This window comes from Azospirillum sp. P4_B5, assembly GCF_056402275.1.
This window is the reverse complement of record NZ_JBFUHT010000015.1, coordinates 73698-98715: the sequence shown is the minus strand read 5'-3', so window position 1 is coordinate 98715 and position 25018 is coordinate 73698. Positions and strand designations below refer to the sequence as shown.

At 69.2% G+C, this 25018-nt stretch carries 23 protein-coding genes; 11 read left to right on the top strand and 12 right to left on the bottom strand.

Features of this window, described 5'->3' with window-relative positions; translation table 11 throughout:
• On the bottom strand, positions 1 to 510 hold a 510-nt coding region (locus tag AC1DVI_RS14140; protein WP_476958501.1), incomplete at its 3' end, for a tetratricopeptide repeat protein.
• An 82-nt stretch (positions 511 to 592) separates the two neighbouring features.
• Here AC1DVI_RS14140 and AC1DVI_RS14135 point away from each other — a divergent pair.
• Positions 593 to 1357 (top strand): glycosyltransferase family 2 protein, encoded by a 765-nt coding sequence (locus AC1DVI_RS14135; RefSeq protein ID WP_476958500.1) that lies wholly within the window; start codon positions 593 to 595, stop codon positions 1355 to 1357.
• On the opposite strand, the gene AC1DVI_RS14130 is transcribed toward AC1DVI_RS14135, so the two are convergent.
• From AC1DVI_RS14130 to AC1DVI_RS14105, 6 genes are all read right to left on the bottom strand, one after another.
• Complete coding sequence (locus AC1DVI_RS14130) at positions 1348 to 1581, bottom strand: hypothetical protein (protein ID WP_035678364.1); 234 nt, start codon at positions 1579 to 1581, stop codon at positions 1348 to 1350. The two genes, AC1DVI_RS14135 and AC1DVI_RS14130, sit on opposite strands and share 10 nt — an antisense overlap.
• 220 nt (positions 1582 to 1801) lie before the next feature.
• On the bottom strand, positions 1802 to 2008 hold the full coding sequence (locus AC1DVI_RS14125; RefSeq protein ID WP_014198238.1) for a DUF1656 domain-containing protein: 207 nt from the start codon (positions 2006 to 2008) through the stop codon (positions 1802 to 1804).
• A complete protein-coding gene (locus AC1DVI_RS14120) occupies positions 2005 to 4062 on the bottom strand; it encodes an FUSC family protein (RefSeq protein WP_476958499.1) in 2058 nt (685 codons plus the stop codon). The genes AC1DVI_RS14125 and AC1DVI_RS14120 overlap by 4 nt, the downstream gene beginning before the upstream one ends.
• Positions 4059 to 4964: an efflux RND transporter periplasmic adaptor subunit gene (locus AC1DVI_RS14115; RefSeq protein ID WP_476958498.1), complete on the bottom strand. Its 906-nt coding sequence runs from the start codon at positions 4962 to 4964 to the stop codon at positions 4059 to 4061. The genes AC1DVI_RS14120 and AC1DVI_RS14115 overlap by 4 nt, the downstream gene beginning before the upstream one ends.
• A 90-nt stretch (positions 4965 to 5054) precedes the next feature.
• Positions 5055 to 5519 (bottom strand): MarR family winged helix-turn-helix transcriptional regulator, encoded by a 465-nt coding sequence (locus AC1DVI_RS14110; RefSeq protein ID WP_476958497.1) that lies wholly within the window; start codon positions 5517 to 5519, stop codon positions 5055 to 5057.
• A 57-nt stretch (positions 5520 to 5576) separates the two neighbouring features.
• On the bottom strand, positions 5577 to 6476 hold the full coding sequence (locus AC1DVI_RS14105) for a LysR substrate-binding domain-containing protein (protein WP_476958496.1): 900 nt from the start codon (positions 6474 to 6476) through the stop codon (positions 5577 to 5579).
• A 129-nt stretch (positions 6477 to 6605) separates the two neighbouring features.
• On the opposite strand from AC1DVI_RS14105, the gene AC1DVI_RS14100 reads away from it, so the two are divergent.
• Together AC1DVI_RS14100 and AC1DVI_RS14095 are read left to right on the top strand one after the other, a co-directional pair.
• Complete coding sequence (locus tag AC1DVI_RS14100; protein ID WP_476958495.1) at positions 6606 to 7799, top strand: MFS transporter; 1194 nt, start codon at positions 6606 to 6608, stop codon at positions 7797 to 7799.
• Between the two features lie 72 nt (positions 7800 to 7871).
• Positions 7872 to 8696 carry an aldo/keto reductase gene (locus AC1DVI_RS14095; RefSeq protein ID WP_476958494.1) on the top strand — a complete coding sequence of 275 codons (825 nt, stop codon included), beginning with the start codon at positions 7872 to 7874 and terminating at the stop codon, positions 8694 to 8696.
• A gap of 25 nt (positions 8697 to 8721) precedes the next feature.
• Here AC1DVI_RS14095 and AC1DVI_RS14090 read toward each other — a convergent pair whose 3' ends face one another.
• Together AC1DVI_RS14090 and AC1DVI_RS14085 are read right to left on the bottom strand one after the other, a co-directional pair.
• Positions 8722 to 10503, bottom strand: coding sequence for an SLC13 family permease (locus tag AC1DVI_RS14090; protein ID WP_476958493.1), 1782 nt, complete (start codon positions 10501 to 10503; stop codon positions 8722 to 8724).
• A 32-nt stretch (positions 10504 to 10535) separates the two neighbouring features.
• The gene (locus AC1DVI_RS14085) at positions 10536 to 12554 is read right to left on the bottom strand and encodes an AsmA family protein (protein ID WP_476958492.1); all 2019 of its coding nucleotides are present in this window, start codon (positions 12552 to 12554) and stop codon (positions 10536 to 10538) included.
• Positions 12555 to 12746: 192 nt separating this feature from the next.
• On the opposite strand from AC1DVI_RS14085, the gene AC1DVI_RS14080 reads away from it, so the two are divergent.
• Genes AC1DVI_RS14080 through AC1DVI_RS14070 form a run of 3 tightly spaced genes read left to right on the top strand, consistent with a single transcriptional unit; the run spans position 12747 to position 15562 of the window.
• Positions 12747 to 13850 (top strand): hypothetical protein, encoded by a 1104-nt coding sequence (locus AC1DVI_RS14080; RefSeq protein ID WP_476958491.1) that lies wholly within the window; start codon positions 12747 to 12749, stop codon positions 13848 to 13850.
• A gap of 2 nt (positions 13851 to 13852) precedes the next feature.
• Positions 13853 to 15163 (top strand): hypothetical protein, encoded by a 1311-nt coding sequence (locus tag AC1DVI_RS14075; RefSeq protein WP_476958490.1) that lies wholly within the window; start codon positions 13853 to 13855, stop codon positions 15161 to 15163.
• A gap of 18 nt (positions 15164 to 15181) precedes the next feature.
• Positions 15182 to 15562 carry a hypothetical protein gene (locus AC1DVI_RS14070; RefSeq protein WP_476958489.1) on the top strand — a complete coding sequence of 127 codons (381 nt, stop codon included), beginning with the start codon at positions 15182 to 15184 and terminating at the stop codon, positions 15560 to 15562.
• Positions 15563 to 15573: 11 nt separating this feature from the next.
• On the opposite strand, the gene AC1DVI_RS14065 is transcribed toward AC1DVI_RS14070, so the two are convergent.
• The 3 genes from AC1DVI_RS14065 to AC1DVI_RS14055 form a co-directional block, all read right to left on the bottom strand.
• Positions 15574 to 16500, bottom strand: a complete 927-nt coding sequence (locus AC1DVI_RS14065) for a DMT family transporter (protein ID WP_014198227.1) — start codon at positions 16498 to 16500, stop codon at positions 15574 to 15576.
• A gap of 85 nt (positions 16501 to 16585) precedes the next feature.
• Positions 16586 to 17788, bottom strand: coding sequence for a CaiB/BaiF CoA transferase family protein (locus AC1DVI_RS14060; RefSeq protein WP_476958502.1), 1203 nt, complete (start codon positions 17786 to 17788; stop codon positions 16586 to 16588).
• Between the two features lie 169 nt (positions 17789 to 17957).
• On the bottom strand, positions 17958 to 19160 hold the full coding sequence (locus AC1DVI_RS14055; RefSeq protein ID WP_145689930.1) for an acyl-CoA dehydrogenase: 1203 nt from the start codon (positions 19158 to 19160) through the stop codon (positions 17958 to 17960).
• 108 nt (positions 19161 to 19268) lie between these two features.
• Here AC1DVI_RS14055 and AC1DVI_RS14050 point away from each other — a divergent pair, with 108 nt between their 5' ends.
• The 5 genes from AC1DVI_RS14050 (at position 19269) to AC1DVI_RS14030 (ending at position 24986) form a co-directional block, all read left to right on the top strand.
• Positions 19269 to 20186: a LysR substrate-binding domain-containing protein gene (locus AC1DVI_RS14050; protein WP_094306919.1), complete on the top strand. Its 918-nt coding sequence runs from the start codon at positions 19269 to 19271 to the stop codon at positions 20184 to 20186.
• 301 nt (positions 20187 to 20487) lie between these two features.
• Complete coding sequence (locus AC1DVI_RS14045) at positions 20488 to 21585, top strand: ABC transporter ATP-binding protein (protein WP_476958488.1); 1098 nt, start codon at positions 20488 to 20490, stop codon at positions 21583 to 21585.
• Between the two features lie 95 nt (positions 21586 to 21680).
• Positions 21681 to 22727, top strand: a complete 1047-nt coding sequence (locus AC1DVI_RS14040) for an ABC transporter substrate-binding protein (RefSeq protein WP_476958487.1) — start codon at positions 21681 to 21683, stop codon at positions 22725 to 22727.
• A 169-nt stretch (positions 22728 to 22896) separates the two neighbouring features.
• Complete coding sequence (locus tag AC1DVI_RS14035; protein WP_476958486.1) at positions 22897 to 24159, top strand: ABC transporter permease; 1263 nt, start codon at positions 22897 to 22899, stop codon at positions 24157 to 24159.
• Complete coding sequence (locus AC1DVI_RS14030; RefSeq protein WP_476958485.1) at positions 24156 to 24986, top strand: ABC transporter permease; 831 nt, start codon at positions 24156 to 24158, stop codon at positions 24984 to 24986. Before AC1DVI_RS14035 ends, AC1DVI_RS14030 begins: the two co-directional genes overlap by 4 nt.
• The last annotated feature ends 32 nt before the right edge of the window (positions 24987 to 25018 follow it).

Below are 25018 nucleotides of genomic sequence, written 5' to 3'. Positions count from 1 at the left end.
CGCCAGGGCCACCGCCTGCCGGCGCAGCCGCGCCGCATCCTCCGGCCGGCCCAGCGCGGCCAGCGCGTTGGCGCGGTTGATGCGGGCCTCCGCGAAGTCCGGGCGCCGGGCCAGCGCCTGGGCGAAGGCCGCCGCCGCACCCGCCGCGTCCCCGCGCTCCAGCCGCAAGGAGCCCAGCGTGAAGGCGGCCTGGACATCCGTGGGGTCGAGCGCCGCCGTGCGGGCGAAGGCGCGCGCCGCTTCGTCGGGCTGCCCCGCCGCGCGCAGGGTCCGCGCCAGATTGCCGAGGAAATCCGCGTCGCCGGGCAGCAGCGCCACGGCGCGGCGCAGCAGCGGCAGGGCCGCGCCCGGCCGGCCGCTCTGGCTTTCCAGGACGCCCAGCAGGTGAAGCGCGTCGGGATGGCCCGGCTGGCTGCGCAGGATGCTATGATAAAGGGGCCGGGCCGCGTCCAGCCGGCCCGCCTGATGGTGGCCGACCGCGGCGGCCAGGGCATCCCGAAGTGTCACCATGACGCCTGTCTACACGCGCCGCCGGGCTGGAGTCCATGCGGTGCAGCGGTCGGGGGCGTCGCCCGTTGTTTAAGGAGAGACCATGGCCGACCGGCCGCTCGTCAGCGTCATCACGCCAAGCTGGGGACGGGAGGACGTCCTGCCGCTGTGCCATGCCCGCGTCCTGTCGCAGACCGTCCCCGACATCGAATGGCTGGTGTTCGACGACAGCCCGCGCCCGTCCGCCTATCTCCAGCCGCTCGCCGGACCGCGGCTGAAGTATTTCTACGCGCCGCGCCGCCACGCCATCGGGGAGAAGCGCAACATCCTGGCCGAGCACGCGCGCGGCGAGATCATCGTCCATTTCGACGACGACGACTTCTACGCGCCCCACTATGTGGAGCGGCTGCTCGGCTGGCTGGAGGCGGGGCACGACGCGGTCACCCTGTCCGGCTGGTTCCTGCACAGCGCGGTGCACGGCACCTTCGGCTATTGGGACACGGCGCGCGGCGGCTCTCATCACCGTTGGGGCCGGACGACCCGCAGCTATGTGGAGGCGCCGGAAACGCCACCGTCCGACGACAACCGGCTGGGCTACGGCTTTTCCTACGCCTACCGGCGGTCGGTGTGGGAGGCGGTGCGCTTCCCGCCGGTCAACGCCTGCGAGGACGCACCCTTCATGAAGAGCGCGCAGGAGCGCTTTCGCGTCGCCGCTCTCCCGGACACCGAGGGGCTGGTGCTGCACACCCTGCACGCCCGCAGCACCAGCCTGTGCCTGCCGCAGTACGAATTGCCGCCCCTGCTGCTGGAGCGCCTGTTCGGACCGGAGATCGCGGCTTACACGGGGGGTGGCGTGGGTCAGACCTGAACGTCGAGATACATGCCGCGGCGGTAATTGCGCGGCAGTGTCAGGATGCCGTTCACCAGAAGGCTGGCCAGTTCGCGGACGCTGGGGATGCGCTGGCGCCCGCCGCCGACCTGCTCCGCCCGGTTGCGGACGCCGACCGCGCCGGGCGACGCGACTCGCCCGCCCCCGACCTCGGAGCGGATCGGTTCGTTGGAGCGGTCACCGGTGCGTCGCGTTTCAACCATGGCCGATATGGTACCGCAGCCGGTGCCCCGCCGGCAAGGCGGAGCCGGCGCCGTCCATCCGTTGTCGCGTCCCGATTCCCGGCCATTCGGTCGCTTGACAAACTGTTATATCAGCGGTAACCGATACGTCTCTAAACCTTACGGTTTGGATGGGATTAGGTGGTTCGGGGCGTCGGAGGGAAGTCCATAACAATAAGCGCCCCGACCCGCCTTCTCCCCTTCACCTCAACCACGCGGTCAGCGCCGTCAGGGCACTCAGCACCAGCACATAGAGCGCCAGATCGAACAGCGGCGGGTGCCAGACCCAGCCGTAGAAGCCCACCGCCCGCAGGCCACGGCGCAGCAGGCCCGACACGAACCAGGCCGCGATGGCCAGGATCAGCAGCGGCGGGATGAACAGCCCGTAGATGTCGATTTCGCCGATCATGCGATCACCGGTTCGCGGAGCGCTTCGCTGGAGGGATCGGGGGCGGCAAAGGTCAGGTGCGGGAACAGCGCGCGGCGCAGGCCGGCCAGCGCGATCACCGCCCGGTCGCGCTCCGCCGACCGCGGCTCGGCCGACAGGTTGGACAGGGCCGCGTCCATCATCGGCAGGACCTCCGCCGGGGGCGTGCCGAGGCGGTGGCTGGACAGGCCGCGGAAATGCTGCCCCACCGCGCCCAGGAGCCGCGCCACATGGGGCGCCGCCGGGCCGCCCAGCGCGCGCCGGGCGCGCTGCAGCTCCGCCACGTTCAGCCCGACGCGCAGGTCGTTCACCGCGTCCGCCGCCGCCAGATCCTGCTGCGGACCGGCCAGCGCCAGACGGGAGGACAGCAGTCCGACGCGGTCGAGCATCCGGTTCTCGAAGCTGCCCACCGGAATGCCGGAGCGCGCGGCGGTCATCGCCGCGATCTCGCTCCAGCCGGCGCGGAGCAGCCGCCGGGCGCTCCAGGCCGCGCCGACCGAGCGGCAGAGCTGGGTGACCAGCAGCGCTGTGGCGATGCCCACCACCTGGGCCACGTTGCTGTTGAGGAAGGACGCGAAGTCCCCCGACCCGAGGTCGAGCAGGCTGAGCGAGCCGACCACCCCCATCAGCAGCGCCATCGCCTTGCCCATGGTCGCCGGCCGCGCCACGAAGACGCCCAACAGCAGGAAGGTCGGGGCGAGGCCCAGCACCAGCATGGGGAAGCTGTCGAAGGACGGCAGCACCACCAGCAGGTAGAAGGCGGCCAGCGGCACCGACAACAGGGTGAAGACCAGGAACAGCCGGATGCCCGGCGCCGGGTCGTCCAGCGAGGCGAAGAAGCAGCAGAAGACCGCCGTCATCATCGCCGCTGTCGATCCCGACGACCAGCCGGTGCCGATCCAGAAGGCGCAGACCACCGCGATCCCGAGCAGCGCCGCGAAGCCCGACCACAGCGCCATGCCGGCGTCGAGATGGAAGACGTCGCGCGAGCGGCGGCGGGTCAGCGGGTCGAGGCGCTCCGGCAGGCTGCTCTTGCCGTCGCGGATGTGCGCCCGCAGATCACGGCAGTCCTGGTGGATGTCCACCAGCGAGCGCAGCCGGGTCAGCAGGTTGAGAAGCGTCGCCTCCTTCCAGCCGGTGCCCTCGCCGATGGCCGGGGACAGCCGGGCGATCTCCGCGCGCAGACGGTCGGCCCCACCCTCAACCGATTCGCCGGCCACCCAGCGATCCAGATCGGCCAGCAGCGTCGAAACCTCGGCGGGCAGTTCGCCGCGCAGGGCGTCCAGCCGATCCTCGATGCCGGCCGTCAGCGGCAGCAGATAGGCCATGCGGTCCTGCATCGCCCGCACCGCCCGCGTCATCCAGCGCACCTCCGACGTGTCGTAGGGCAGATGGGTCGCCATGACGCGCAGTTCGGTGATGTCGCGGGCCAGTTTCTGCCGGTCTCCGCCGGATTCGGCTTTGCCGGACAGGGCCTCGCGCGTCCAGCGCTCCGCGTCGCGCAGCGTGGCGTCCAGCCGGCCGAGCAGCGCCGGCCCGACGCTCTGCGGGAAGACCACGCTGTGCACCACGGTGGCGCAGAGGATGCCGATTAGGATCTCCTCGACGCGGGCCAGACCGGTGTCGAAGATGGTCGACGGGTCGGTCACCGCGGGGAAGCCGATCAGCCCGATGGTGTAGCCGGCCAGCATGAAGAGATAGCTGCGCGGCGTGCGGTCGAGCAGCGAGATGAACAGGCAGACCGCCACCCACAACCCCAGCGCCAGGGTCAGCAGCTCCGGCGAGTCGGAGAGCGCCGGCACCAGGGCGATGGCCCCGGCACAGCCCAGCGCCGTCCCGGCGACGCGGAAGACCGCCTTCGACCGCACCGCGCCCGACAGCGGGCCGGAGACGATGTAGGCGGTCGCCATCGCCCAGAAGGGCCGCGGCAACCCCATGGAGAAGGCGATGTAAAGCGCCGCCATGGCCGCCGCGAAGGCCTTGACCGAGAACAGCGCCTCGTTCAGCGAGAACAGCTTGAAAGCAGGAGTCTTCATTGCCCGGCCACCCGCTTGGCGGGCGCTTCCTGCTCCGTCTCCCGCACCACCTCGACGGTCACGGTGCGCCCGGCGACGAGGTCGCGGGGGTCGGGAACCTGCTCCAGCGCGACGCGCACGGGGATGCGCTGGGCCAGACGGACCCAATTGAAGGTCGGGTTGACGTTGGGCAGCAGGCCGGTCCCTTCGGTGCGATCGCGGTCGACGATGGCGTGGGTCACGCTGTCCACCCGGCCGATCAGCCGCTCCGGCTCGCCCATGATGGTGACGCGGACCGGATCGCCGATGCGGATGCGCGGCAGCTTGGTCTCTTCGAAATAGCCGACGACGTAGAAGGAATGGCGGTCGATCACCGCGACCACCGGCTGACCCGCCGTCACGTAGTTGCCGGCCTTGAGCTGGAGGTTGGTGACGAAGCCGTCCACCGTCGCCCGCACCTCCGTCCGCTCCAGGTTGAAGCGGGCGAGGTCGAGTGCCGCCTCCATCTGCCGGGCGGCGGCGGCGGCCTTCGCCTGGGCGGCAGCGACCTCCTGCCGCTGGGCGGTGGAGACGACGTTGTTGCCGAGCTGCGCGTAGCGGTCGGCCTCGGCCTTGCGGAAGGACAACTCGGCACGGGCGCTTTCCAGGTTGGCGTCGGCCTGATCGACGGCGAGGCGGTAGCGGCTGGGGTCCACGACGAACAGAACGTCGCCCTTGCGGACCGCCTGGTTGTCGGTGACCCGCACCTCGGTCACCAGCCCGGCGACGTCGGAGGACACCTGCACCACGTCGGCCCGCACCCGCCCATCGCGGGTCCAGGGCTGGTTCATGTAGTAATCCCACAGCCACCAGCCGCCGCCGACGGCGCCCAGCGCGACGGCGAGCGTGACCGTGATCCGAATGAGGAGGGAGAAGAGTTTCACCGTGATTCGTCCTTGCGCTCCACCGGCGCGGCCGGGAGCGATCGTTCCGTATCCCGCCGCTGCGGGACGCGCTGCTGTGTAGAACCGCCGTCAGACCTTCATGGCTCGGGCGTTCGACTCGATCGCCGCCATGACGCGCACCGCGCCGGCGATCTCCGGGCCGGAGGCACCCTGAAGCAGGCGGCGGCGCACGTCGTTCAGCGCGGCGTTGACGCGGGCCAGCAGGTCACGGCCCTCGCCCGTCAGGTGCAGCGTCTTGGCCCGCCGGTCGTCCGGGGCCTCCCGGCGTTCGACCAGCTTCGCGGCCTCCAGGCTGTCGAGCAGCCGGACCAGCGACGGCCCCTCCACCCCCATCTCCTCGGCCAGCTCGCGCTGGCGCATCCCGTCGCCGAGTTCGTTGAGAAGCATCAGCGGCGAGATGACGGAGGAGGAGAAGCCGCTCTCCGCCAGCACCTTGTTCGCCTCCCGCCGCCACAGATGGGCGGCGCGGAACAGGTGGATGCCGAAGTTGGACGGAAAGTCCGGGGCGGGGGTGGAGGGGTTATTCGATTGCATGCCTATTTAATAGCTTTGCTATCGAATTTCGGCAAGACGCCCCACCCCGCCGCTCGGTCATTGCAGGCATGCGCGCATCCGCGGCGTCATGTGATCGAGGAAGGCGCGGACCCGGTGCGGCACCCGCTCCCGCCCGGTGTAGACGGCGTGAATCTCCTCGCGGTCCACCAGCACGTCGTCGAGGACGCTGACCAGCCGCCCGGCGGCGAGGTCGGCGCGGATGTGATACTCGGCCAGCCGGGCCAGACCGAGGCCGAGCAGGGCCATGTGGCGCACCGTCTCGCCGTTGTTGGCGACGATGCGCGTGTCGATCTCGCGGTCGACCAGCCGCCCGCCGGACTTCAGCGGCCAGACCGCGGCGGCGCGGCGGAAGTTGAAGCCCAGGCAGTCGTGGCTCTCCAGATCGGCGGCTCTCTCCGGCGTGCCCTTGCGCTCCAGATAGTCCGGCGACGCCACGATGCGCCGCCGCACGTCGCCCAGCCGCACCGCCAGCAGCGCCGAGTCGGACAGCCGCCCGGCGCGGAAGGCCACGTCGGTCCGCGCCGCGTAGAGGTCCACCACCTCGTCGGTCAGGGTCAGGTCCAGCCGGATGCCCGGATAGTCCCGCGTGAAGTCGGGCAGCAGCGGCAGCAGGCAATGCCGCCCGAAGGGCACCGACACGCTGACCCGGATCGTCCCGGTGGGCGACCGGGCGCCGCCCGCCACCTCCGCCTCCATGGCGTCGAGGTCGCCCAGCAGGCTTTCCGCCCGCTCGCGGTACAGCTCCCCCTCCGCGGTCAGGCGCAGCCGGCGGGTGGAGCGTTCGACCAGCCGCACGCCGAGCCGCTCCTCCAGCCGTGTCACCAGCTTGGCGGTGGAGGAAGGGGTCATGCCGACCTCCCGCCCGGCGGCGCTGAAGCTGCCGAGTGCGGCGACGCGCAGGAAGACCCTCATGTCCCAGGCGCGGCTGTCGCTCATCGGGTGTGCCCTTTCGCCCATCTTGTCATTCAATGACACGATCATGCGAAAACGGACGGCATTCCGCATCCCGGATTTTTGGCTCATCTGATGCGTCCTGCACAGCTCGCATGGATGGAGCCTTCAGTCATGCCACTCGCACTGTTGGCGCTGGCGATCAGCGCCTACGCCATCGGAACGACCGAGTTCGTCGTCGTCGGCCTGCTGCCGACCGTCGCCACCGACCTGAACGTCAGCCTGCCGATGGCCGGGATGGTGGTCAGCGTCTACGCGCTGGGCGTCACCGTCGGCGCCCCGGTCCTGACCGCGCTGACCGGGCGGTTGCGGCGCAAGCCGCTGCTGCTCGGCCTGATGGGCCTCTTCATCGCCGGCAACCTGCTGGCCGGAGTCAGCCCCAATTACGAGACGCTGCTGGCCGCCCGCGTGCTCAGCGCCTTCGCCCACGGCGTCTTCTTCTCGGTCGGCGCGACCATCGCCGCCGACCTCGTGCCGGAGGACAAGCGGGCGTCGGCCATCGCCATGATGTTTTCCGGCCTGACCATCGCCATCGTCACCGGCGTGCCGATGGGCACCTGGATCGGCCAGAATTTCGGCTGGCGCGCCACCTTCCTGGCGGTCTCCGCGCTGGGCGTGATCGGCGCTCTGGGCGTCGCGGCGCTGGTCCCGGCGAAGCTCAGCCAGCCGCCAGCCGCCGGGCTCGCCACCCAGGTCCGCGTGCTGGCCAAGCCGCGCCTGCTGCTGGCCTTCGCCATCACGGCGCTGGGCTATGGCGGGACCTTCGTCGCCTTCACCTATCTGGCGCCGATCCTGGAGACGATCACCGGCTTCTCCAGCGGCACGGTCAGCCTCGTCCTGGTGCTCTACGGGGCGGCCATTGCGGTCGGCAACATGGTGGGCGGCAAGCTCGCCAACCGCAACCCGGTCCGCGCGCTGGCGTGGCTGTTCGCCCTTCAGGCGGTCGTGCTGATCGTCTTCACCTTCACCGCCTCCAGCCCGGTTCCGGCGCTGGTGACGCTGGCCGGAATGGGCGCGCTGGCCTTCGCCAACGTGCCGGGACTCCAGCTCTACGTCGTGCAACTGGCGCAGCGCCACGCGCCGGGCGCGGTGGACGTGGCCTCGGCCCTGAACATCGCCGCCTTCAACCTGGGCATCGCCGCCGGCGCCTTCTTCGGCGGGCAGGTGGTGGACAGCGCGCTCGGCCTCGCGGCAACACCGTGGGKGGGTGGGCTGTTCGTCCTGGGTGGGCTGGCGCTGACCCTGCTCAGCGGCGCGCTCGACCGCAAGGACGGGCGCCGCGGCGAGGCCGTCGCCCAGCCTGCGTGATACCCGGCCGGCCTGATACCCGGCCGGCCTAATACACTGACAAAAACTCGGCATTCGAGAGGATCGAGACCTATGCACACCGTAACCGCCAACGGCGCCGCCATCCCCGCCCTCGGCTTCGGCACCTTCCGCATGAGCGGCCCCGACGTGCTGCGCATGGTGCCGGAGGTCCTGAAGCTCGGCTTCCGCCACATCGACACCGCGCAGATCTACGGCAACGAGAGCGAGGTCGGCGAGGCCATCAAGGCGTCCGGCCTGCCGCGCGGCGAGGTCTTCCTGACCACCAAGGTGTGGGTCAGCAACTACAAGGCCGACGATTTCCGCCGCTCGGTGGACGAGAGCTTGGCGAAGCTGCGGACCGACTATGTGGACCTGCTGCTGCTCCACTGGCCGAACGAGGCTGTTCCGCTCGGCGAGCAGATCGAATCGCTGAACGCCGTCCAAGCCGCCGGCAAGACCCGCCACATCGGCGTCAGCAACTTCAACCGGACGCTGCTGGACGAGTCCGTGCGCCTCAGCAAGGCGCCGATCGTGACCAACCAGATCGAATACCACCCCTATCTCGACCAGTCGGTGATGCTGGAGGCGGCGCGCCGCCACGGCCAATCCGTCACAGCCTACTACGCCATGGCCGACGGCAAGGTCTTCAAGGACCCGGTGCTGACCGACATCGCCGCCCGGCTGGGCAGGAGTGCCGCCCAGGTGGTCCTGCGCTGGCTGGTCCAGCAGGAGGGGGTGATCGCCCTGTCGAAGACGGTCGGCGAAAAGCGCGCCGCCGAGAATCTCGCCGTCTTCGACTTCGAACTGTCGGAGGCGGACATGGCGGCCATCCACGGCCTCGCCCGCCCCGACGGGCGGATCGTCAGCCCGGACGGTCTGGCGCCCGCCTGGGACTGACGTTTGAGGTTACTGACGTCCGGGGCTAATGCGGCATCAGGGGCCAGAACAGCGCGATCGCCGTTGTGCCCAGCACGATGACGATCAGCGACAGCGGCAAACCGAGCCGCGCGTAGTCGCTGAAGCGGTAGCCGCCCGGCCCCATGACCAGCGTGTTGCACTGGTGGCCGATGGGGGTGAGGAAGTCGCAGCCCGCCCCCACGGCCACGGCCATCAGGAAGGCATCGGGCCGCAAGCCCAGATGGTTGGCGAGGCTGGCGGCGATGGGGGCCATCACCAGCACGGTGGCCGCGTTGTTGAGGAAGGGCGTCACCGCCATCGCCGCCACCAGCATCATCGCCAGCGCCCCGATGGGCGGCAATCCCTGGGCGGCGACGGACAGCCAGCCGGCGATCAACTCCGTCCCGCCGGTGGTGCGCAGCGCCTCGCTGACCGGGATCAGGGCGCCCAGCAGCACCAGGATCGGCCACTCGATCGACTCGTAGGCTTCCTTCAGCGTGATCACCCGCAGCGCCGTCATGGCGACCGCGGCGCCGAAGAAGGCCAGCGTCACCGGGACGAGGCTGGTCGCCACCAGCCCGATGGTCACCGCCATCACGGCCAGCGCGATGCGCCGCTTGCGCCGCCGCCCGATGGACAGGTTGCGCTCCGCCAGCGGCAGGCAGCCGAGTTCGTTCAGCGTGTCCGACAGCCCCGCCGCCCGCGCCTGGAGCACCACCAGATCGCCCGGCTGGAAGCGGACGCGGCGCAGCCGCTGGCGGATTGGCCGGCCGCGCCGGCTGAGCGCCAGCAGGTTGGCGCCGTAGCGCTCGCGCAGCTCCACATCCTCGACGTTGCTGCCGATCAGGGGAGAGCGCGGCTCCACCACCGCTTCGAGGACCGCCAGATCCTCGTCGCTCTGCACCCCCTCCAGTTCCTTCTCGTGCATCAGCTCCAGGCCGGCGTGCTTCACGAGGTCGCCCAGCGCCTGGGTGTCGGCCTCCAGCACCAGCACGTCGCCCGCCAGCAGCACCCAGTGGCCGGACGGGATGTGGCGGCGGTGCCGCCCGCGGATGATCGCGGCGACGGTCACGTCGCCCTCGCCGTAGGCCTCCAGGTCGGCGACCGTCTTGCCGACGAAGGGCGACTTCTCCGGCAGCAGCGCCTCCGCCGTGTAGTCGTCGATGGAGAAGCCCCCGGCGCTGCCCGACGCCGCCTGGCGACCGGTGGGCAGAAGGCGGTAGCCGACCGTCAGGAAGGCCACCCCCGCCACCGCGATGGTCAGCCCGACCGGCGTGAAGTCGAACATGCCGAAGGGTTCGCCGACCATCTCGTTGCGCAGGCGGCTGACGATGATGTTGGGGGAGGTGCCGACCAGCGTCATCAGCCCGCCCAGCAGCGAGCCGAAGGCCATGGGCATCAGCAGCAACGACACCTTCGTCCCGTTGCGCCGCGCCACCTGCATGGCGATGGGCATGAAGATGGCGAGCGCCCCGATGTTCTTGACCACCGCGGACAGCAGCGTCACCGCCCCGGTCAGCACGATGATCTGCGCCGGCACGGTCTTCATGCGGGCGCCGAGGGGGCGCATCACCTCCTCGATGATCCCGGAGCGGCCGACCGCCGCGCTGACCACCAGCGCGGAGCCGACGATGATGACGATGTCGTCGGAGAAGCCGCCGAAGGCGTCCTTTGGCTTGACGATCCCGACGGCCACCGCCGCCAGCAGCGCCAGCATGGCGACGAGATCGTAGCGCAGCTTGTCCCAGATCAGCAGCGCGATCACCGCGCCGATGATGCCGAAGGCGAGTCCCTGGTCGAGCGTCATGCAGCCCTATTTTGGGGATTGTTGATGCGTCGTTACTGCGATTTGCCGGATTGGCCGCCCGAGGGAGCCGCGTCGCGCCCCTTGCCGGTCCCGCTGGAGCCGGTGTTGGCGTTCGACGGCGACCGGGCGTTCCGGACGAGTTCGCCGCAGTGTGGCTGCTCGTCACTGCCTGGGTCAAGAAAAGGCAGAACGCTGGCCAGCGGCGTCAGCAGGACGCCCAGCGCCACCGCCGCGGCGCCGCGCGCCGCCGACTCCGTCGCGTTCACCCCGATGTCCGGCGCGCCCAGCGTGCCGCGGACATGGACCGGGACGTGGGTGGCGAAGATCTGGGGGCTCTTCGCCCGCCCCAGCACGGTCATGTCCATCGCCTCGCTGCGCAGGTTGATCGTGCCGTCCGCCGTCACCAGCGTTTCCGGCGTGTCGAGCACCAGCGCGCGGCTTTCCACCAGCCCGTTCTTCACTGTTACGTCGGCGACGAGGCAGTTGAAGGGCAAAGGCCGGTCGCCGGACAGGACGACGCCCAGCGTTTCCAGGATGTTGGTCTTCAGCCCCTTGACCGCGTAGCTGGTGATCCGCCCGCCGTCCACCGCGACGCCCAGCTTGCCGTCGGAGGCGCCCAGAATGTTGGCGACCGTGGTCCCCTGCCCCTTCAACTGGATGCGCCCGCTGGCCGTGCCGCCCATCTCCTGCGCGAAGGCCGTCTCGCGGAACAGGCGGGCCAGCTTGATCTGCCGGACGTCCAGGTTGACGTCCAGCGCCGGGGTCTTGCGGCTTCCGTCCAGAACCACCGTTCCGGCCACGCGCCCGCCGCCGACGCCGAGCGACAGCGGGTCGAGCACCAGCCGCCCGTTCTCCAGCTTCGCCCGCGCGTCGAGAGCATCCAGCGTCGAGAAGGGAGCCTCCACATGCTCGCCGCGGAACTTCACGTCCATGTCGGCGGTGCGCAGCTTTTCCAGGGGAACCTCGGTGGCCGGGATGATCCGCTCCCGCCCCTTGGTCGGGTAGTCGCCGCGACCTTCCGGGGAGGCGCCGATAAAGCCCGCCAGATCGACCGCGGCCAGCTTGCGCGAGGTCAGGTCGCCGGTGATCCGCGGGCGCTCGCCGCCCAGATCGACCGCCACCTGACCGGACAGGTCGCTTTCGCCGACCTTGCCGTTCATCCCCTCGAACCGCCAGACGTCGCCCTCGCGACCGAGATGGCCGGAGATGGCGTAGGGCCGCGTCGTCGGCACGGGAATGCCCAGGATCGGGAAGACGTCGGCCAGGTCGTCGCCGCGCAGCTCCACCGACAGGTCAACCCCCTGAAGCTTCACCGGTTCGGCGATGGAGCCCTCGATCTTGCCGCGGGTCTTGCCGATGGCGGTCTCGACCCGCAGCGGGTAGGGTTTGGGATCGTCGCGCAGATATTCCAGCGAGCCGCCCGCCGCCGTCAGTGTGAAGGGCATTCCGGCAAAGTCGCCCTTGCCGTCCAGCCGGACCTCCTGGTCGCCGTTGCCGCCGACCGCCGTGTTGATGCCGCTGTCGATGTCGATCTTGCGGATGGGGTCGCGGAAGCGCAGGCGTCCCTCCTCGACCACGAGCGTTTCGATGATCGGCAGGTCGGTGCGGTCTTCCGGCTTCACCGTCTCCTTCGCCGCCTCCTTGCGCGGGTCCGGCCCGCCGAAGGCCCAGTTGGCGGCACCCTCCCGGTTCTTCTCCAGGAGCAGCTTGGGACCGGTAAGCCGGATCTCCGGAAACTCGAAGTCGCCGCGCAGCAGCGGCCAGGGGCGGAGTTGAAGGTCCAGCACCCGCAGCTCCGCCATCGTCTTGTCGTCGCTCCATTCCGCGTTGGCGACCCGGAGTCCCTCGACGCGGATGCGCAGCGGATCGCCCAACCGGACGTTGAGATCGCCGTCGATGGCGACCTCGCGGTTCAGCGCCTTGGACGCCTGCCGGGCGATGAAGCCGCGGGCGTCGTTCCAGTTGAAGACGGCCAAGGCGATGCCGACGCCCGCCGCCACGGTCACCACCAGCCCCAACAGGCCGTAGCCGATCCATTTCATCACGGCCATCCGCCGCGTCCCCCTTTGCCTGCCTGCGCCGCACCCTGTGGCTGAATAACGGGCAAATGACCGGCGGTGTGACGCCTTACCTCCAAAGGGCAGAGAAGAGGACGATCTTGTGCGGATTTAACGAAAAATTGAGCGAATCAGGCTATGGGTGGGTACCGCGCGGACGTCCACTTCCCTCCCAACCCGAGAACCATGCGTTCACTTACGAATTTTGCCCCCTCCACCTTCGAGGAGCGCGGCGCCGCCGTGGCCTTCACCACCCCGGTTCTGGCGCAGACACGGGTGCGCAAGGATGACCGGGACAAGCTGGAGGTTCTGATCCCCAACCTGTCGGAAGGGCACGGCGTCTATGTGGTGCCGTGGAAGGGGTTGCCGCTCGCCTTCCCGATGACGGTCCACGACCGCATGTTGCAGGACCTGATCCGCAAGGCGGACGGCTGCTCGCCGGACGACATCCGCAAGGCGGTGCTCCAGGCGGCGCGCTGCGGCCTCGCCGGGCCACTGGCCGTGGAGGCGGCGGAGGCGGCGCTGCGCGACGAGGACGAGCAGCGGCTGCTCATCAACTACCAGCTCATCGTCGAAGTGCTGAAGGCGGTCGGTCTGGAATCGACGGACATCCTGCGCGCCGGGCTCGGCTCCGAAAAAGGCGAGCAGCTGACCCGCAGCTACATGACCAAGGCGGCGCAGAGCCTCGCTTTGGAGCCGACCGAGCTGTACGCGCGGGTGGCCGAGCTGGCGACCTTCATGGAGCCGGTGGGCATCGCCACCTCGCCCAGGCCGGCCCGGTTGCGCCGTCTGGCGCGCGACCTGCTGCAGTTCCGCGACAGCATGACCGAATGGTCGACCGGCAACGTGTCGGAGGCCGCCCCCATCGGCACCTTCTGCGCGGAGGTGGCGGAGCACACGCTCAACCAGGTCCGCAACGTGGTGAACCAGCTCGACCAGTCCGTCGCCGCCTTCGAACTGCTGCTGCGCCAGTGGGACACCAAGCGCACGCTGGTGCGGAAGGCGACCACCCGGCTGTCCTGGCTGCTCGACGGCTGGGACTTCATCATCACGAGCTGGGCGGAGGCCCAGACCCGGAGCAAGCACGAGCAGGACATGGCCGTGCACGAGCTGTTCCGCGTCCTGCCCCTGCTGCCCAGGGACGAGGAAAAGTCCGACCACGCGCTTCTGGCCGACGGGCTGCTGGCCGCGAACCGCCGCACGGTGCGCGCCTATGTGGATTGGCGCAGCGGCCAGCTCGACACGGACCTCGTGATGCGGATCGAGGCGATCAAGGGGAAGGCGGCCTGACCATGACCACGGACCCCAAGGCCCTTCTCAGCCTCGGCACCAAGCTGCTGGACATCGACGAGGCCCGGTTCCGGCAGGTGGTCGACCTGTTGCAGCAGATCGGCGACCATCCGGAGGTCCGGCACACCTTCTCGCTGATCCGCCCCCGTCTGGCGGAGGTGCGGCCCCGGCGGCGCGCGACCTTCAAGCGGCTGTTCTGCGAACCGTTCGAGGACCTGTTCCAGCTTCCCACCGGCAACCAGCCGGCTCCGCTGAACAAGGTGGATCGCGACGCCGTCAACGCCCTGTGGCCGCTGGTGGAAGGACGGATCGGCAAGGAGCGGCTGCGCGGCGTCGCCGGCGCGCTGGGCGACGGCGCATCGCGGGCGGAGCCGGCCCGCGCCTTCTGGTCCATGGCCTCCGCCGCCGTGGCCGACATTCTGGAGCAGACGGAAACGGGGCGCTTCGCGGACGAACTGGGGCTGCGGCTGAATCCCGACCGCCTCCGCACCATCGAGGACATCGCCCGCATCCTGACCATCGCCCAGCCGGTGGCCGAACTGAAGGCCGTCCTGTCACCCAAGCCGATCCAGAAGCTGCACAAGGACCATCTGGACGGCATCCAGGCCATCGGGCGGCTGGTCGCGCGCGGACGGCCGGAAGCGCTGAAGCTGTTCATCCTGCTGGCCGCGGCCCGCCTGTCCGACCCGTCGATTTTGTTGGGCAACCTGTGGGACATGGATCTGGGCCAGAAGTCCAGCGACCGCGCCGCCCTGTTCCTGGACCTCAGCGGCACGGTGGTGGCGCAGATCGAGGAACGGTCGCGCGGAGCCTCCGCCGCGGCCGGCGGCACGGTGGACCGCATGGCCGCCGCCACCCTCGCGGTCGATCTGGTGGCCAGCCTGGAGGCCACGCGCAACGCCATGGAGCACAGCCGCAACAAGGACTTCGACCAGCGGCTGAAGATCATCCGGAACTCCGTGCACGAGCTGGTGCGCACCCAGGTGCTCGACGGGGCGGAGACCGAGATCCTCTCCACGGTGGAGACCCTGGTTCCCGGCACCGACACCGCGCGGATGGTGCAGGCGGAGAACCAAGCCCGCGCCCTGCGCAAATGCTCGACCATCGCCGACACGCTGGGCCTGCGCGGCGAGCTGAAGAGCGTGACCCAGCAGGCCACCGCCTCGCTGACTGGCACGGCGCGGCAGTCGCTGGCGGACGGGATCGGCGACGCGCGGACCGGGTACACCGCCATCCGCATGATCGAACTGATTGCCGGACCGGCGGAGGCCAACCAGATCATGGACGACATCCTGAGGGGTGGGCGCCGCTGAGGGTACCGGGGAGATCGCATGACGCGTCGCGGAGGCTATGTCGGCTGGGCGCTGCCGGAGGCGGAGCGCCCTCGCCTGCTGGCGCGGTTCCCGGCGCGCTACGCCCGCACTGTCGCCCATCACGTCACGCTGGCCTTCGGCGTCGGGGCGGGCCATCCGCTTCCCACGGAGCGTGAAGGAACGGTCCTCGGGCTGACCGACGATGGCGAGGGCGTGCAGGCGCTCGTCGTCGCCATCGCCGGAACGACCAACCGGCCCGGCGGCGGCACCTACCACGTCACATGGTCGCTGGGACCGGGCCGCCGTGCGGTGGAGTCGAACGCGGTGATCGCCCGCCTCGGCTGGAGCCCGGTGGAGGCCGTCGCCGTCCGGCTGGAGCCGCGCTTCTTCCCTTTTTAGGCGCCCTTTTCTTAAGCGCCGGGCCCGCCGCTGGCGTTGGCCTCCGCCGCCGCGCCGCGGTTCAGCGCCTGCTCGCGGTGGAAGACGAACAGGCCGCTGCCGATGATGAGCAGCGCCCCCACGATGATGCGCAGGGTCGGGGCCGTGCCCCAGACCAGCAGGTCCAGCACCACCGCCCAGATGATCGACACATACTGGAACGGCACCACGACCGCCGCCGGGCTGAGCTGGAGCGAGCGGTTCATCGCCGCGTGCCCGGCCAGCGCCGTGACGCCCAAGGCGCCCAGCAGCAGGAAGTCCAGCCCCGGCGGCGGCACCCACACCAGCGGCAGCGCCGCACTGCCGAGCAGGCCGGTGCCGAAGGTCTGGAAGCTGACCAGCGACAGGTTGCTCGAATCGCGCAGCAGCCGGGTGGAGATCAGGCCGGTGGAGAAGACCAGCGTGCCGAACAGGGCGACCAGCGACGGCACCGCGTCGAACTGGCCCGTCGGGTTCAGCACGATCACCACCCCGGCAAAGCCGACCACCACCGCCGCCCAGCGGCGCCAGCCCACCTTCTCGCCGAGCAGCGGCACCGACAGGGCGGTGACGATCAGCGGGGCGGCCATGTAGATGGTCATGACGTTGGCGAGCGGCAGCGACCGCACCGCCCAGTAGAAGCAGGCGACCTCCCCCGCCACGCAGCCGACGCGCAGAAGATGCAACGGCAGCCGCTTCACCGCGAAGACCGAGCGCACCCCCTCGCGCAGGATCAGCGGGGCCAGCAGCATCGCGCCGAACAGGCTGCGGATGGCCAGCAGCATCGCCACCGGATAGTCGGCGACCAGCCATTTGCCAAGCGCGTCGTTGACGGTGAACAGCGACATGCCCAGCAGCATCAGAAGGATGCCCAGGCGGGTGTCGGTGGCGGCGGAGGATGGGGTGCTGGAGGCGATCATCTCGGTTCACGCAAAAAATCCCTCCCCCCGCGCACGGCAGGAGAAGGGATGGGATCGGAGAGGCAAAATGACGGGTGTGCGCGGTTCAGACCACGCCCTTCTCCCGCAGGGCCGCGATGTCCGCCGCGCATAGGCCCAGCGCCTCTTCCAGCACCGCGTCGGTGTGCTGGCCGAGCGTCGGCGGGGCCACCGTGTGCTCGATGGGGGTCGCGGAGTAGCGGATCGGGCTCGCCACCGTCGGCACCGTCCCGGCGGTCGGGTGCGGCAGGTCCTGGTGAATGTTGCGGGCCTGGACATGGGGGTCGGCGAAGACCTGCGACACGTCGTTGATCGGCCCGCAGGGCACGCCCACCGCCTCCAGCGCCGACAGCCAGTCGCGGCTGGTCCGCTGCTCCAGCAGCAACTCCAGGATCGGCACCAGCTCCTTGCGGTTGGCGACGCGGGCCGGGTTGGTGGCGTAGCGCGGGTCCTGCGCCAGTTCCGGACGTCCGGCGACCTGACAGAACTTGGTGAACTGCCCGTCGTTGCCGACCGCCAGGATGATGTGGCCGTCCAGCGTGGCGAAGGCCTGATAGGGAACGATGTTCGGGTGGGCGTTGCCCAGCCGCTGCGGCGCCTTGCCGCCGACCAGACAGTTCATGGCTTGGTTCGCCAGCACCGCCACCTGCACGTCGAGCAGGGCGAGGTTCACCCACTGCCCCTCCCCTGTCCGGTCGCGGTGGGCCAGCGCGCCCAGCACGCCGATGGTGGCGTAGAGGCCGGTGAAGACGTCGGTGACCGCGACGCCGACCTTGACCGGTCCGCCGCCCGCCTCGGCGTCGGGCTGGCCGGTGATGCTCATCAGCCCGCCCATGCCCTGGATCATGAAGTCGTAGCCGGCGCGCTTGGCGTAGGGGCCGTCCTGTCCGAATCCGGTGATCGAGCAGTAGACGAGGCCGGGGTTGATCGCCTTCAGGCTGTCATAGTCCAGCCCGTACTTGACCAGCCCGCCGACCTTGAAGTTCTCGATGACGACGTCGGCCTGGGCGGCCAGCTTGCGCACCAGCTCCTGGCCTTCCGGGCGCTCGAAGTCGATGGTGATCGACCGCTTGCCGCGGTTGGTGGAGAGGAAATAGGCCGACTCCTCCCCGGCCCAGGGGGGACCCCAGGCGCGCGTGTCGTCCCCGGCGCCGGGCCGTTCGACCTTGATGACGTCCGCGCCGAGATCGGCCAGCGTCTGCGCCGCCCACGGCCCGGCGAGCACGCGGGAGAGTTCCAGGACACGGACATGGGAAAGCGGGCCGGGCATGGTGGGGTCCTTCACGAAATCTGAAATCCCCTCTCCCCCCTGGGGAGAGGGTCAGGGTGAGGGGGCGCCCGCCAGGGCGTCCACGCAGCCTCATTGCAGCGCGTGTCCGGCCTTCGGCCGCCCCCTCATCCAACCWTCTCCCCAGAGGGGAGAAGGCTTTTTACTCACCTCACGCGAAGGCCTGGATGCCGGTGATGGCACGACCCAGGATCAGGGCGTGGATGTCGTGGGTGCCTTCGTAGGTGTTCACCGCCTCCAGGTTCATCACGTGGCGGATGACGTGGAACTCGTCGGCGATGCCGTTGCCGCCGTGCATGTCACGGGCGACGCGGGCGATGTCCAGGGCCTTGCCGCAGTTGTTGCGCTTGATGAGCGAGATCATCTCCGGCGCCGCCTTGCCCTCGTCGAGCAGACGACCGACCTGAAGCGCGGCCTGCAGGCCGAGCGCGATCTCCGTCTGCATGTTGGCGAGCTTGAGCTGCGGGATCTGGTTCGCGGCCAGCGGGCGGCCGAACTGCTTGCGGTCGATCTGGTACTGGCGGGCGGCGTGGAAGCAGAACTCCGCGGCCCCCATGGCGCCCCAGGCGATGCCGTAGCGGGCGCGGTTCAGGCAGCCGAAGGGACCGACGATGCCCTCGATGTTCGGGAGGCGATTCTCCTCCGGCACGAAGACCTCGTCCATGACGATCTCGCCGGTGGCCGAAGCGCGGAGCGAGAACTTGCCCTCGATCTTCGGCGCCGACAGGCCCTTCATGCCCTTTTCGAGCACGAAACCGTTGATCTTGCCCTCGTCGTTCTTCGCCCAGACGACGAAGACGTCGGCGACCGGCGAGTTGGTGATCCACATCTTCGCGCCGCTGACGATGTAGCCGTCCGCGACCTTCTTCGCGCGGGTCTTCATGCCGGCGGGGTCGGACCCGGCGTCCGGCTCGGTCAGGCCGAAGCAGCCGATCCATTCGCCGGTGGCGAGCTTGGGCAGGTACTTCTCGCGCTGGGCCTCGCTGCCGTAGGCGTAGATCGGGTGCATGACCAGCGAGGACTGCACCGACATGGCGGAGCGGTAGCCGCTGTCCACCCGCTCGACCTCGCGGGCGACCAGACCGTAGGAGACGTAGTTGACCCCGGCGCAGCCGTAGCCGTCGATCGTCGAGCCGAGGAAGCCCAGCTCGCCCATCTCGTTCATGATCTCGCGGTGGAAGATCTCGTGCCGGTTGGCCTCGGTCACGCGCGGCAGCAGCTTGTCCTGGCAATAGCTGCGCGCGGCGTCGCGGATCATCCGCTCGTCCTCGGTCAGCTGCTCGTCGAGAAGCAGCGGGTCTTCCCAGGCGAAGGAAGCGAGCTTGGCGGAGGCGGCTCCGGTCTTGGCGGCCATGTTTGAAATCTCCCTAGGTCCGATGCGCCCCAACATGGCGCGGTCGCTTTCATGGTTCAAATACATTTATCAGGGGACTTTAATATGATCCTCATATAAGACACTGGCATGGATCTGCGCCATCTCCGCCATTTCGTCGCCGTCGCCGAGGAGCTGCATTTCAGCCGCGCCGCCGCCCGGCTGGGCATCGGGCAGCCGCCGCTCAGCCAGTCGATCCAGGCGCTGGAGGCCGAGCTGGGCGCCCGCCTGTTCGAGCGCACCAAGCGCCGGGTCGAGTTGACCGAGCCCGGCCAACTCCTTCTCGGCGAGGCGCGCGAGATCCTGGCGCGGGCGGAGCGCGCCGCCGTGCTGACCCGCCGCGCCGCCAAAGGCGAGGTCGGCGAGCTGCGCGTCGGCTTCACCGCGGCGGCCCCCTTCCTGCCGATGGTGCCGCGGATCATCGACGCCTACCGCCGTGCCCACCCCGACGTGCATCTGACCCTGGTCGAGCTGCCGTCCAAGCAGCAGTTGACGGCGCTGGCCGACCGCCGGCTCGACGTCGGCTTCATCCGCGAGCCGCGCTTCGTCCCCGAGCCCGAATCCTTCCGCTTCCACGACGTGGTGCGCGAGCCGCTGCTGGCGGTGATGCGCGCCGACCATCCGCTGGCCGGGCGGGAGGTCGTGCCGCTGGCCGCCCTGCGCGACGAGCCTTTCGTCTTCTACCCCGCCGATTTCGGCACCAGCACGCACGAGCAGGTCTTCGCGCTGTGCGCCGCCGCCGGATTCCGTCCCAACGTCACCCAGGACGCGCGCGAGGCCTTCACCATCATCGGGCTGATCGCCGCCGGGCTGGGCGTGTCGATTCTGCCCGGCCAGCTTCGGCAGGTGGCCTTGGAAGGGGTGGTGTACCGGCCGCTCGACACGCCGGACGCCGTCACCACCCTGCAGCTGGCCCAACGCAGCAACGAAAGTTCGCCCCTGGTGAAAAAATTCACCGGCCTCGTGGAGCGGATCGTTCCTTTTGTTCCGCCCATCCCCGGCGCGTGAGCGGCGACTCGGGAAAAATCGCCGCTCCGGACCCCAAACCTCCCAAAGTCTGGGTTTTCAAGCGGTCAAGGAAGGAGCAAACTCCCGTTCAAACCGCGTGCACAGCCTTCGCAGATGCACAAAATTTCGTCACGCCAATGCCGAACCGTTGAATTGATCACAATGCGAGCATCGGGCTTGTCGAATTTATTAAACGGGTATACCGTCTGGCCCATTGCATAGGTCCTGTGTCGGGAACGCAACCCTGACCCCGGACCGCGCTCGGGACACCTCGGACGGGGGGAGGATGATGGACGGCGGCATGGTCACGACCGCACAGGCACTGGTGCGCTTCGTCGGGGTCCAGAAGACCTATGACGGCGAACACCTCGTGGTGAAGAACCTCGACCTCGACATCAAGAAGGGCGAGTTCGTCACCCTGCTCGGCCCTTCGGGCTCGGGCAAGACGACCACGCTGATGATGCTGGCCGGCTTCGAGGTCCCCACCCACGGCGATATCTATCTCGCCGACCGGCCGATCAAGAACATGCCGCCGCACAAGCGCGACATCGGCATGGTCTTCCAGAACTACGCGCTGTTCCCCCACCTGACGATCGAGGAGAACGTCGCCTTCCCGCTGACCGTGCGCAAGATGCCGCGGTCCGAGGTGAAGGAGCGGGTGCGGTCGGCGCTGCGCATGATCAAGCTGGAGACTCTGGCGCACCGCCATCCCGGCCAGCTGTCGGGCGGCCAGCAGCAGCGCGTGGCGCTCGCCCGCGCGCTGGTCTTCAACCCGCAGCTCGTCCTGATGGACGAGCCGCTGGGCGCGCTGGACAAGCGGCTGCGCGAGCACATGCAGCTCGAAATCAAGCAGTTGCACGAGACGATGGGCATCACCGTCGTCTACGTCACCCACGACCAGAGCGAGGCGCTGACCATGTCGGACCGCATCGCGGTGTTCAACGACGGCATCGTGCAGCAGATCGACAAGCCGGACGCGCTGTACGAACGCCCGGTCAACAGCTTCGTCGCCAACTTCATCGGCGAGAACAACGTGCTGAGCGGCACCGTCGAGAATATCGAACAGGGCTTCTGCCGGGTGGCGCTGGCGTCGGGCGGTTCGGTCGTGGCCCAGGCGGTCAACGTCGCCGGTGCCGGGGCCGCCACCGCGCTGTCGGTCCGGCCGGAGCGCATCAGCATCCTGACCGACGGGCAGGCCCCGGACGGCATGAACGCCCTGCCCGCCCATGTCCAGGACACCATCTATCTTGGCGACCACGCGCTGGCCGTGCTGAAGGTCGCCGGCAACGGGGAATTCATGGTCAAGCTGCCGCCGGGCGCCCACGCGGGCCTCAGCCACGGCCAGAGCGTGTCCATCGGCTTCCGCCCCGAGGACTGCCGGGCGCTCGATCCCGTGTGATCGGCCGCACCCGTCCGTCCGGTCTCTCCGGGAGGGGGGACCGGGGGCGTGCAACACCTCCTGACGCAACCACGCATAATGAAGGAACGGGGACGATGTCGAAGCTTAAGGTGGCAGTTGGGTTCCTTGCGACGTTCACCGCCGGTGTGGCGCTGGCCACCGCCGCGCAGGCCCGCGACCTGACGGTCGTGTCCTGGGGCGGCGCCTATCAGGAAGCCCAGAAAAAGGTGTTTTTCGAGCCGTTCAAGAAGGCCGGCACCCCGATGAACGACGAGTCCTGGGACGGCGGCATCGGCGTGCTGCGCGCCAAGGTCCAGGGCGGTGCGGCGACCTGGGACGTCGTGCAGGTTGAAAGCGAGGAACTGGCCGTCGGTTGTGAAGAGGGCCTGTTCGAGACGATGGAGTTCAACAGGATCGGCGGCGAGCAGGCCTACCTGCCGCAGACGGTCGATGCCTGCGGCGTCGGCGCGATCGTGTACGACTTCGTTCTCGGCTACGACAAGGACAAGCTGAAGGACGCGCCGAAGAGCTGGGCCGACTTCTTCGACACCACCAAGTATCCGGGCAAGCGCGGCCTGCGCCAGGGCGCCAAGACCACCCTTGAGATCGCCCTGATGGCCGACGGCGTGGCCCCGAAGGACGTCTACAAGGTTCTGGGCACCGAAGAGGGCCTGGAGCGCGCCTTCAAGAAGCTGGACACCATCAAGAACGACATCGTCTGGTGGAAGGCCGGCGCCCAGCCGCCGCAGCTCCTCGCCTCGGGCGAGGTGGCGATGACCTCGGTCTACAACGGCCGCATCGACGCCGCCAACAAGGCCGAGAAGAAGAACTTCGGCATGGTGTGGAACGGCGCGCTCTACACCATCGACAGCTGGGTGATCCTGAAGGGCAGCCCGAACAAGGAAGCCGCCTACAAGTTCCTCGACTTCGCCGGCAAGGCGGAGAACCAGGCCAAGCTGTCCGAGAACATCGCCTACGGCACCTCCAACAAGGACGCCCCGTCCAAGCTGGCGCCCGCCGTCCTGAAGGACCTGCCGACCGCGCCGGAGAACATGAAGAACGCCGTCGAGATCAGCGTTCCCTTCTGGCTGGAGAACATCGACCGCCTGACCGAGCGCTTCAACAAGTGGGCGGCGAAGTAAGCCGCTCTCGTCTTTGAGTGGTTGCGACGGGCCCCCACCCCGGCCCTCCCCCGCTTCGCAGGGGACGGAGATTGGTCCCCTCCCCTGCGTGAGCGGGGGAGGGTTAGGGTGGGGGCCCACCTCGACCACCCCGCACACGTCTCTACCGCATTTTCGAAATAGGCCGCCCATGACAGCCGCGTTCGTCGCCGGCGCCGATGCGTCGCCCGAGGTGCCTCTCAAGCGCCGCCTGAAGCGGGCGGAGCGGACGCGCCGGCTCAAGGCCCTGGTGCTGATCCTGCCGCTCCTCCTCTTCCTGCTGTTCACCTTCCTCGGTCCCATCGCCGGCATGCTCTGGCGGTCGGTCGACGACTGGGAGGTGCGTCAGGTCCTGCCCCACACCGTCGCGGCCCTGGCCGACTGGGACGGCAAGGACGTTCCGGGCGAACCGACCTTCGCCGCGCTGGCGGGCGACATCCGCACGGCCCGCGACGCCGGCACCATCGCCATCGCGTCCAAGCGGCTGAACTACGCGCTGAACGGCTTCCGCACCATCATGTCGGGAACGGCGCGCAATCTGAAGACCCTGCCAGAACCGGGCACCGCCAAGGACACCCTGATCGGCATCAACCCGGCCTGGGGCGAACGCGCCACCTGGGTGGCGATCAAGGGCGCCAGCGGGCCGCTCACCAGCTTCTACCTGCTGGGCGCGCTGGACCTGACGCGCAACCTGGACGGCGCCATCGTCGCCGCTCCCGAGGAGCAGGCGATCTACCGCGACGTCTTCGGGCGCACCTTCACCATCAGCTTGGGCGTGACGGTCCTCTGCCTGATCCTGGGCTTCCCGGTCGCCTACATGCTGGCGACGCTGCCCACGGGCCAGTCGAACGTGCTGATGATCTTCGTGCTGCTGCCCTTCTGGACCTCGCTTCTGGTGCGCACCTGCGCCTGGATCGTCGTGCTGCAGAGCGAGGGCATCGTCAACGACAGCCTGCGCTGGATCGGCCTGATCGACGAGCCGCTGCGGCTGATCTACAACCGCTTCGGCGTCTATGTGGCGATGACGCATGTCCTGCTGCCCTTTATGATCCTGCCGCTCTACAGCAGCATGCGGTCGATCTCGCCAGCCTACATGCGGGCCGCGGCGTCGCTGGGCGCCTCGCCGGTCACCGCCTTCCTGCGCATCTACCTGCCGCAGACCGTGCCCGGCATCGGGGCGGGCAGCCTGCTCGTCTTCATCCTGGCCATCGGCTACTACATCACGCCGGCCCTGGTGGGCGGCGCCGCCGACCAGATGATCAGCTACTTCATCGCCTTCTACACGACGGAAACCGTCAACTGGGGTCTGGCCTCGGCGCTGGGCGCGGTGCTTCTGCTCGCCACGCTGCTGCTGGCCGTCGTCTATGGAAAGCTGGTCCACGGCCAGCAGGTCACGGGAGGGATGAAGAATTGAGCCAGAACCATTCCCCCCGCACCACAAGCCAGCGCGTCGCCTGGATCACCACCGTGGTCGTCGCCTCGCTGGTGCTGGTCTTCCTGATGGCGCCGATCCTGGCGATCATGCCGCTGTCCTTCAGCTCCGGCTCCTACCTGACCTACCCGCTGCCGGGTTTCTCGCTGCGCTGGTACGAGGATTTCCTGAACTCCCCGCGCTGGGTGATGGCGTTGAAGAACAGCGTCATCATCGGGGTGGCCTCGACCATCCTGTCGATGGTGCTGGGCACGCTCGCCTCGCTCGGCCTCGCCCAGTGGAAGAGCAAGTTCAAGCCGCTGGTGCTCGCAATCGTGCTGTCGCCGGTGGTCGTGCCGGGCGTCATCACCGCGGTCGGCCTGTACTTCTTCTTCGCGCCGCTGGGCCTGACCGGCAGCTACGCCGGGCTGATCCTGGCGCACACGGCGCTTGCGACACCCTTCGTGGTCATCACCGTCAGCGCGACGCTGCAGAGCTTCGACATGAATCTGGCGCGGGCCGCCGCCTCGCTCGGCGCCTCGCCGATCTACGCCTTCCGCCGGGTCATCCTGCCGCTGATCCTGCCGGGTCTGGCCTCGGGCGCCCTGTTCGCCTTCGCCACCAGCTTCGACGAGGTGGTGGTGGTGCTGTTCATGGCGGGACCGGAACAGCGCACCCTGCCCCGCGAGATGTTCAGCGGCATCCGCGAGAACATCAGCCCGACCATCACGGCGGCGGCGGTGATCCTGACGACCATCTCGGTCATCCTGCTCGCCACGCTGGAGGCGCTGCGCCGCCGCAACGAGCGGCTGAAGGGCAACCTGCGCTGACACGAGAAAGCCGGGCGGCCCCGATGGGCGGC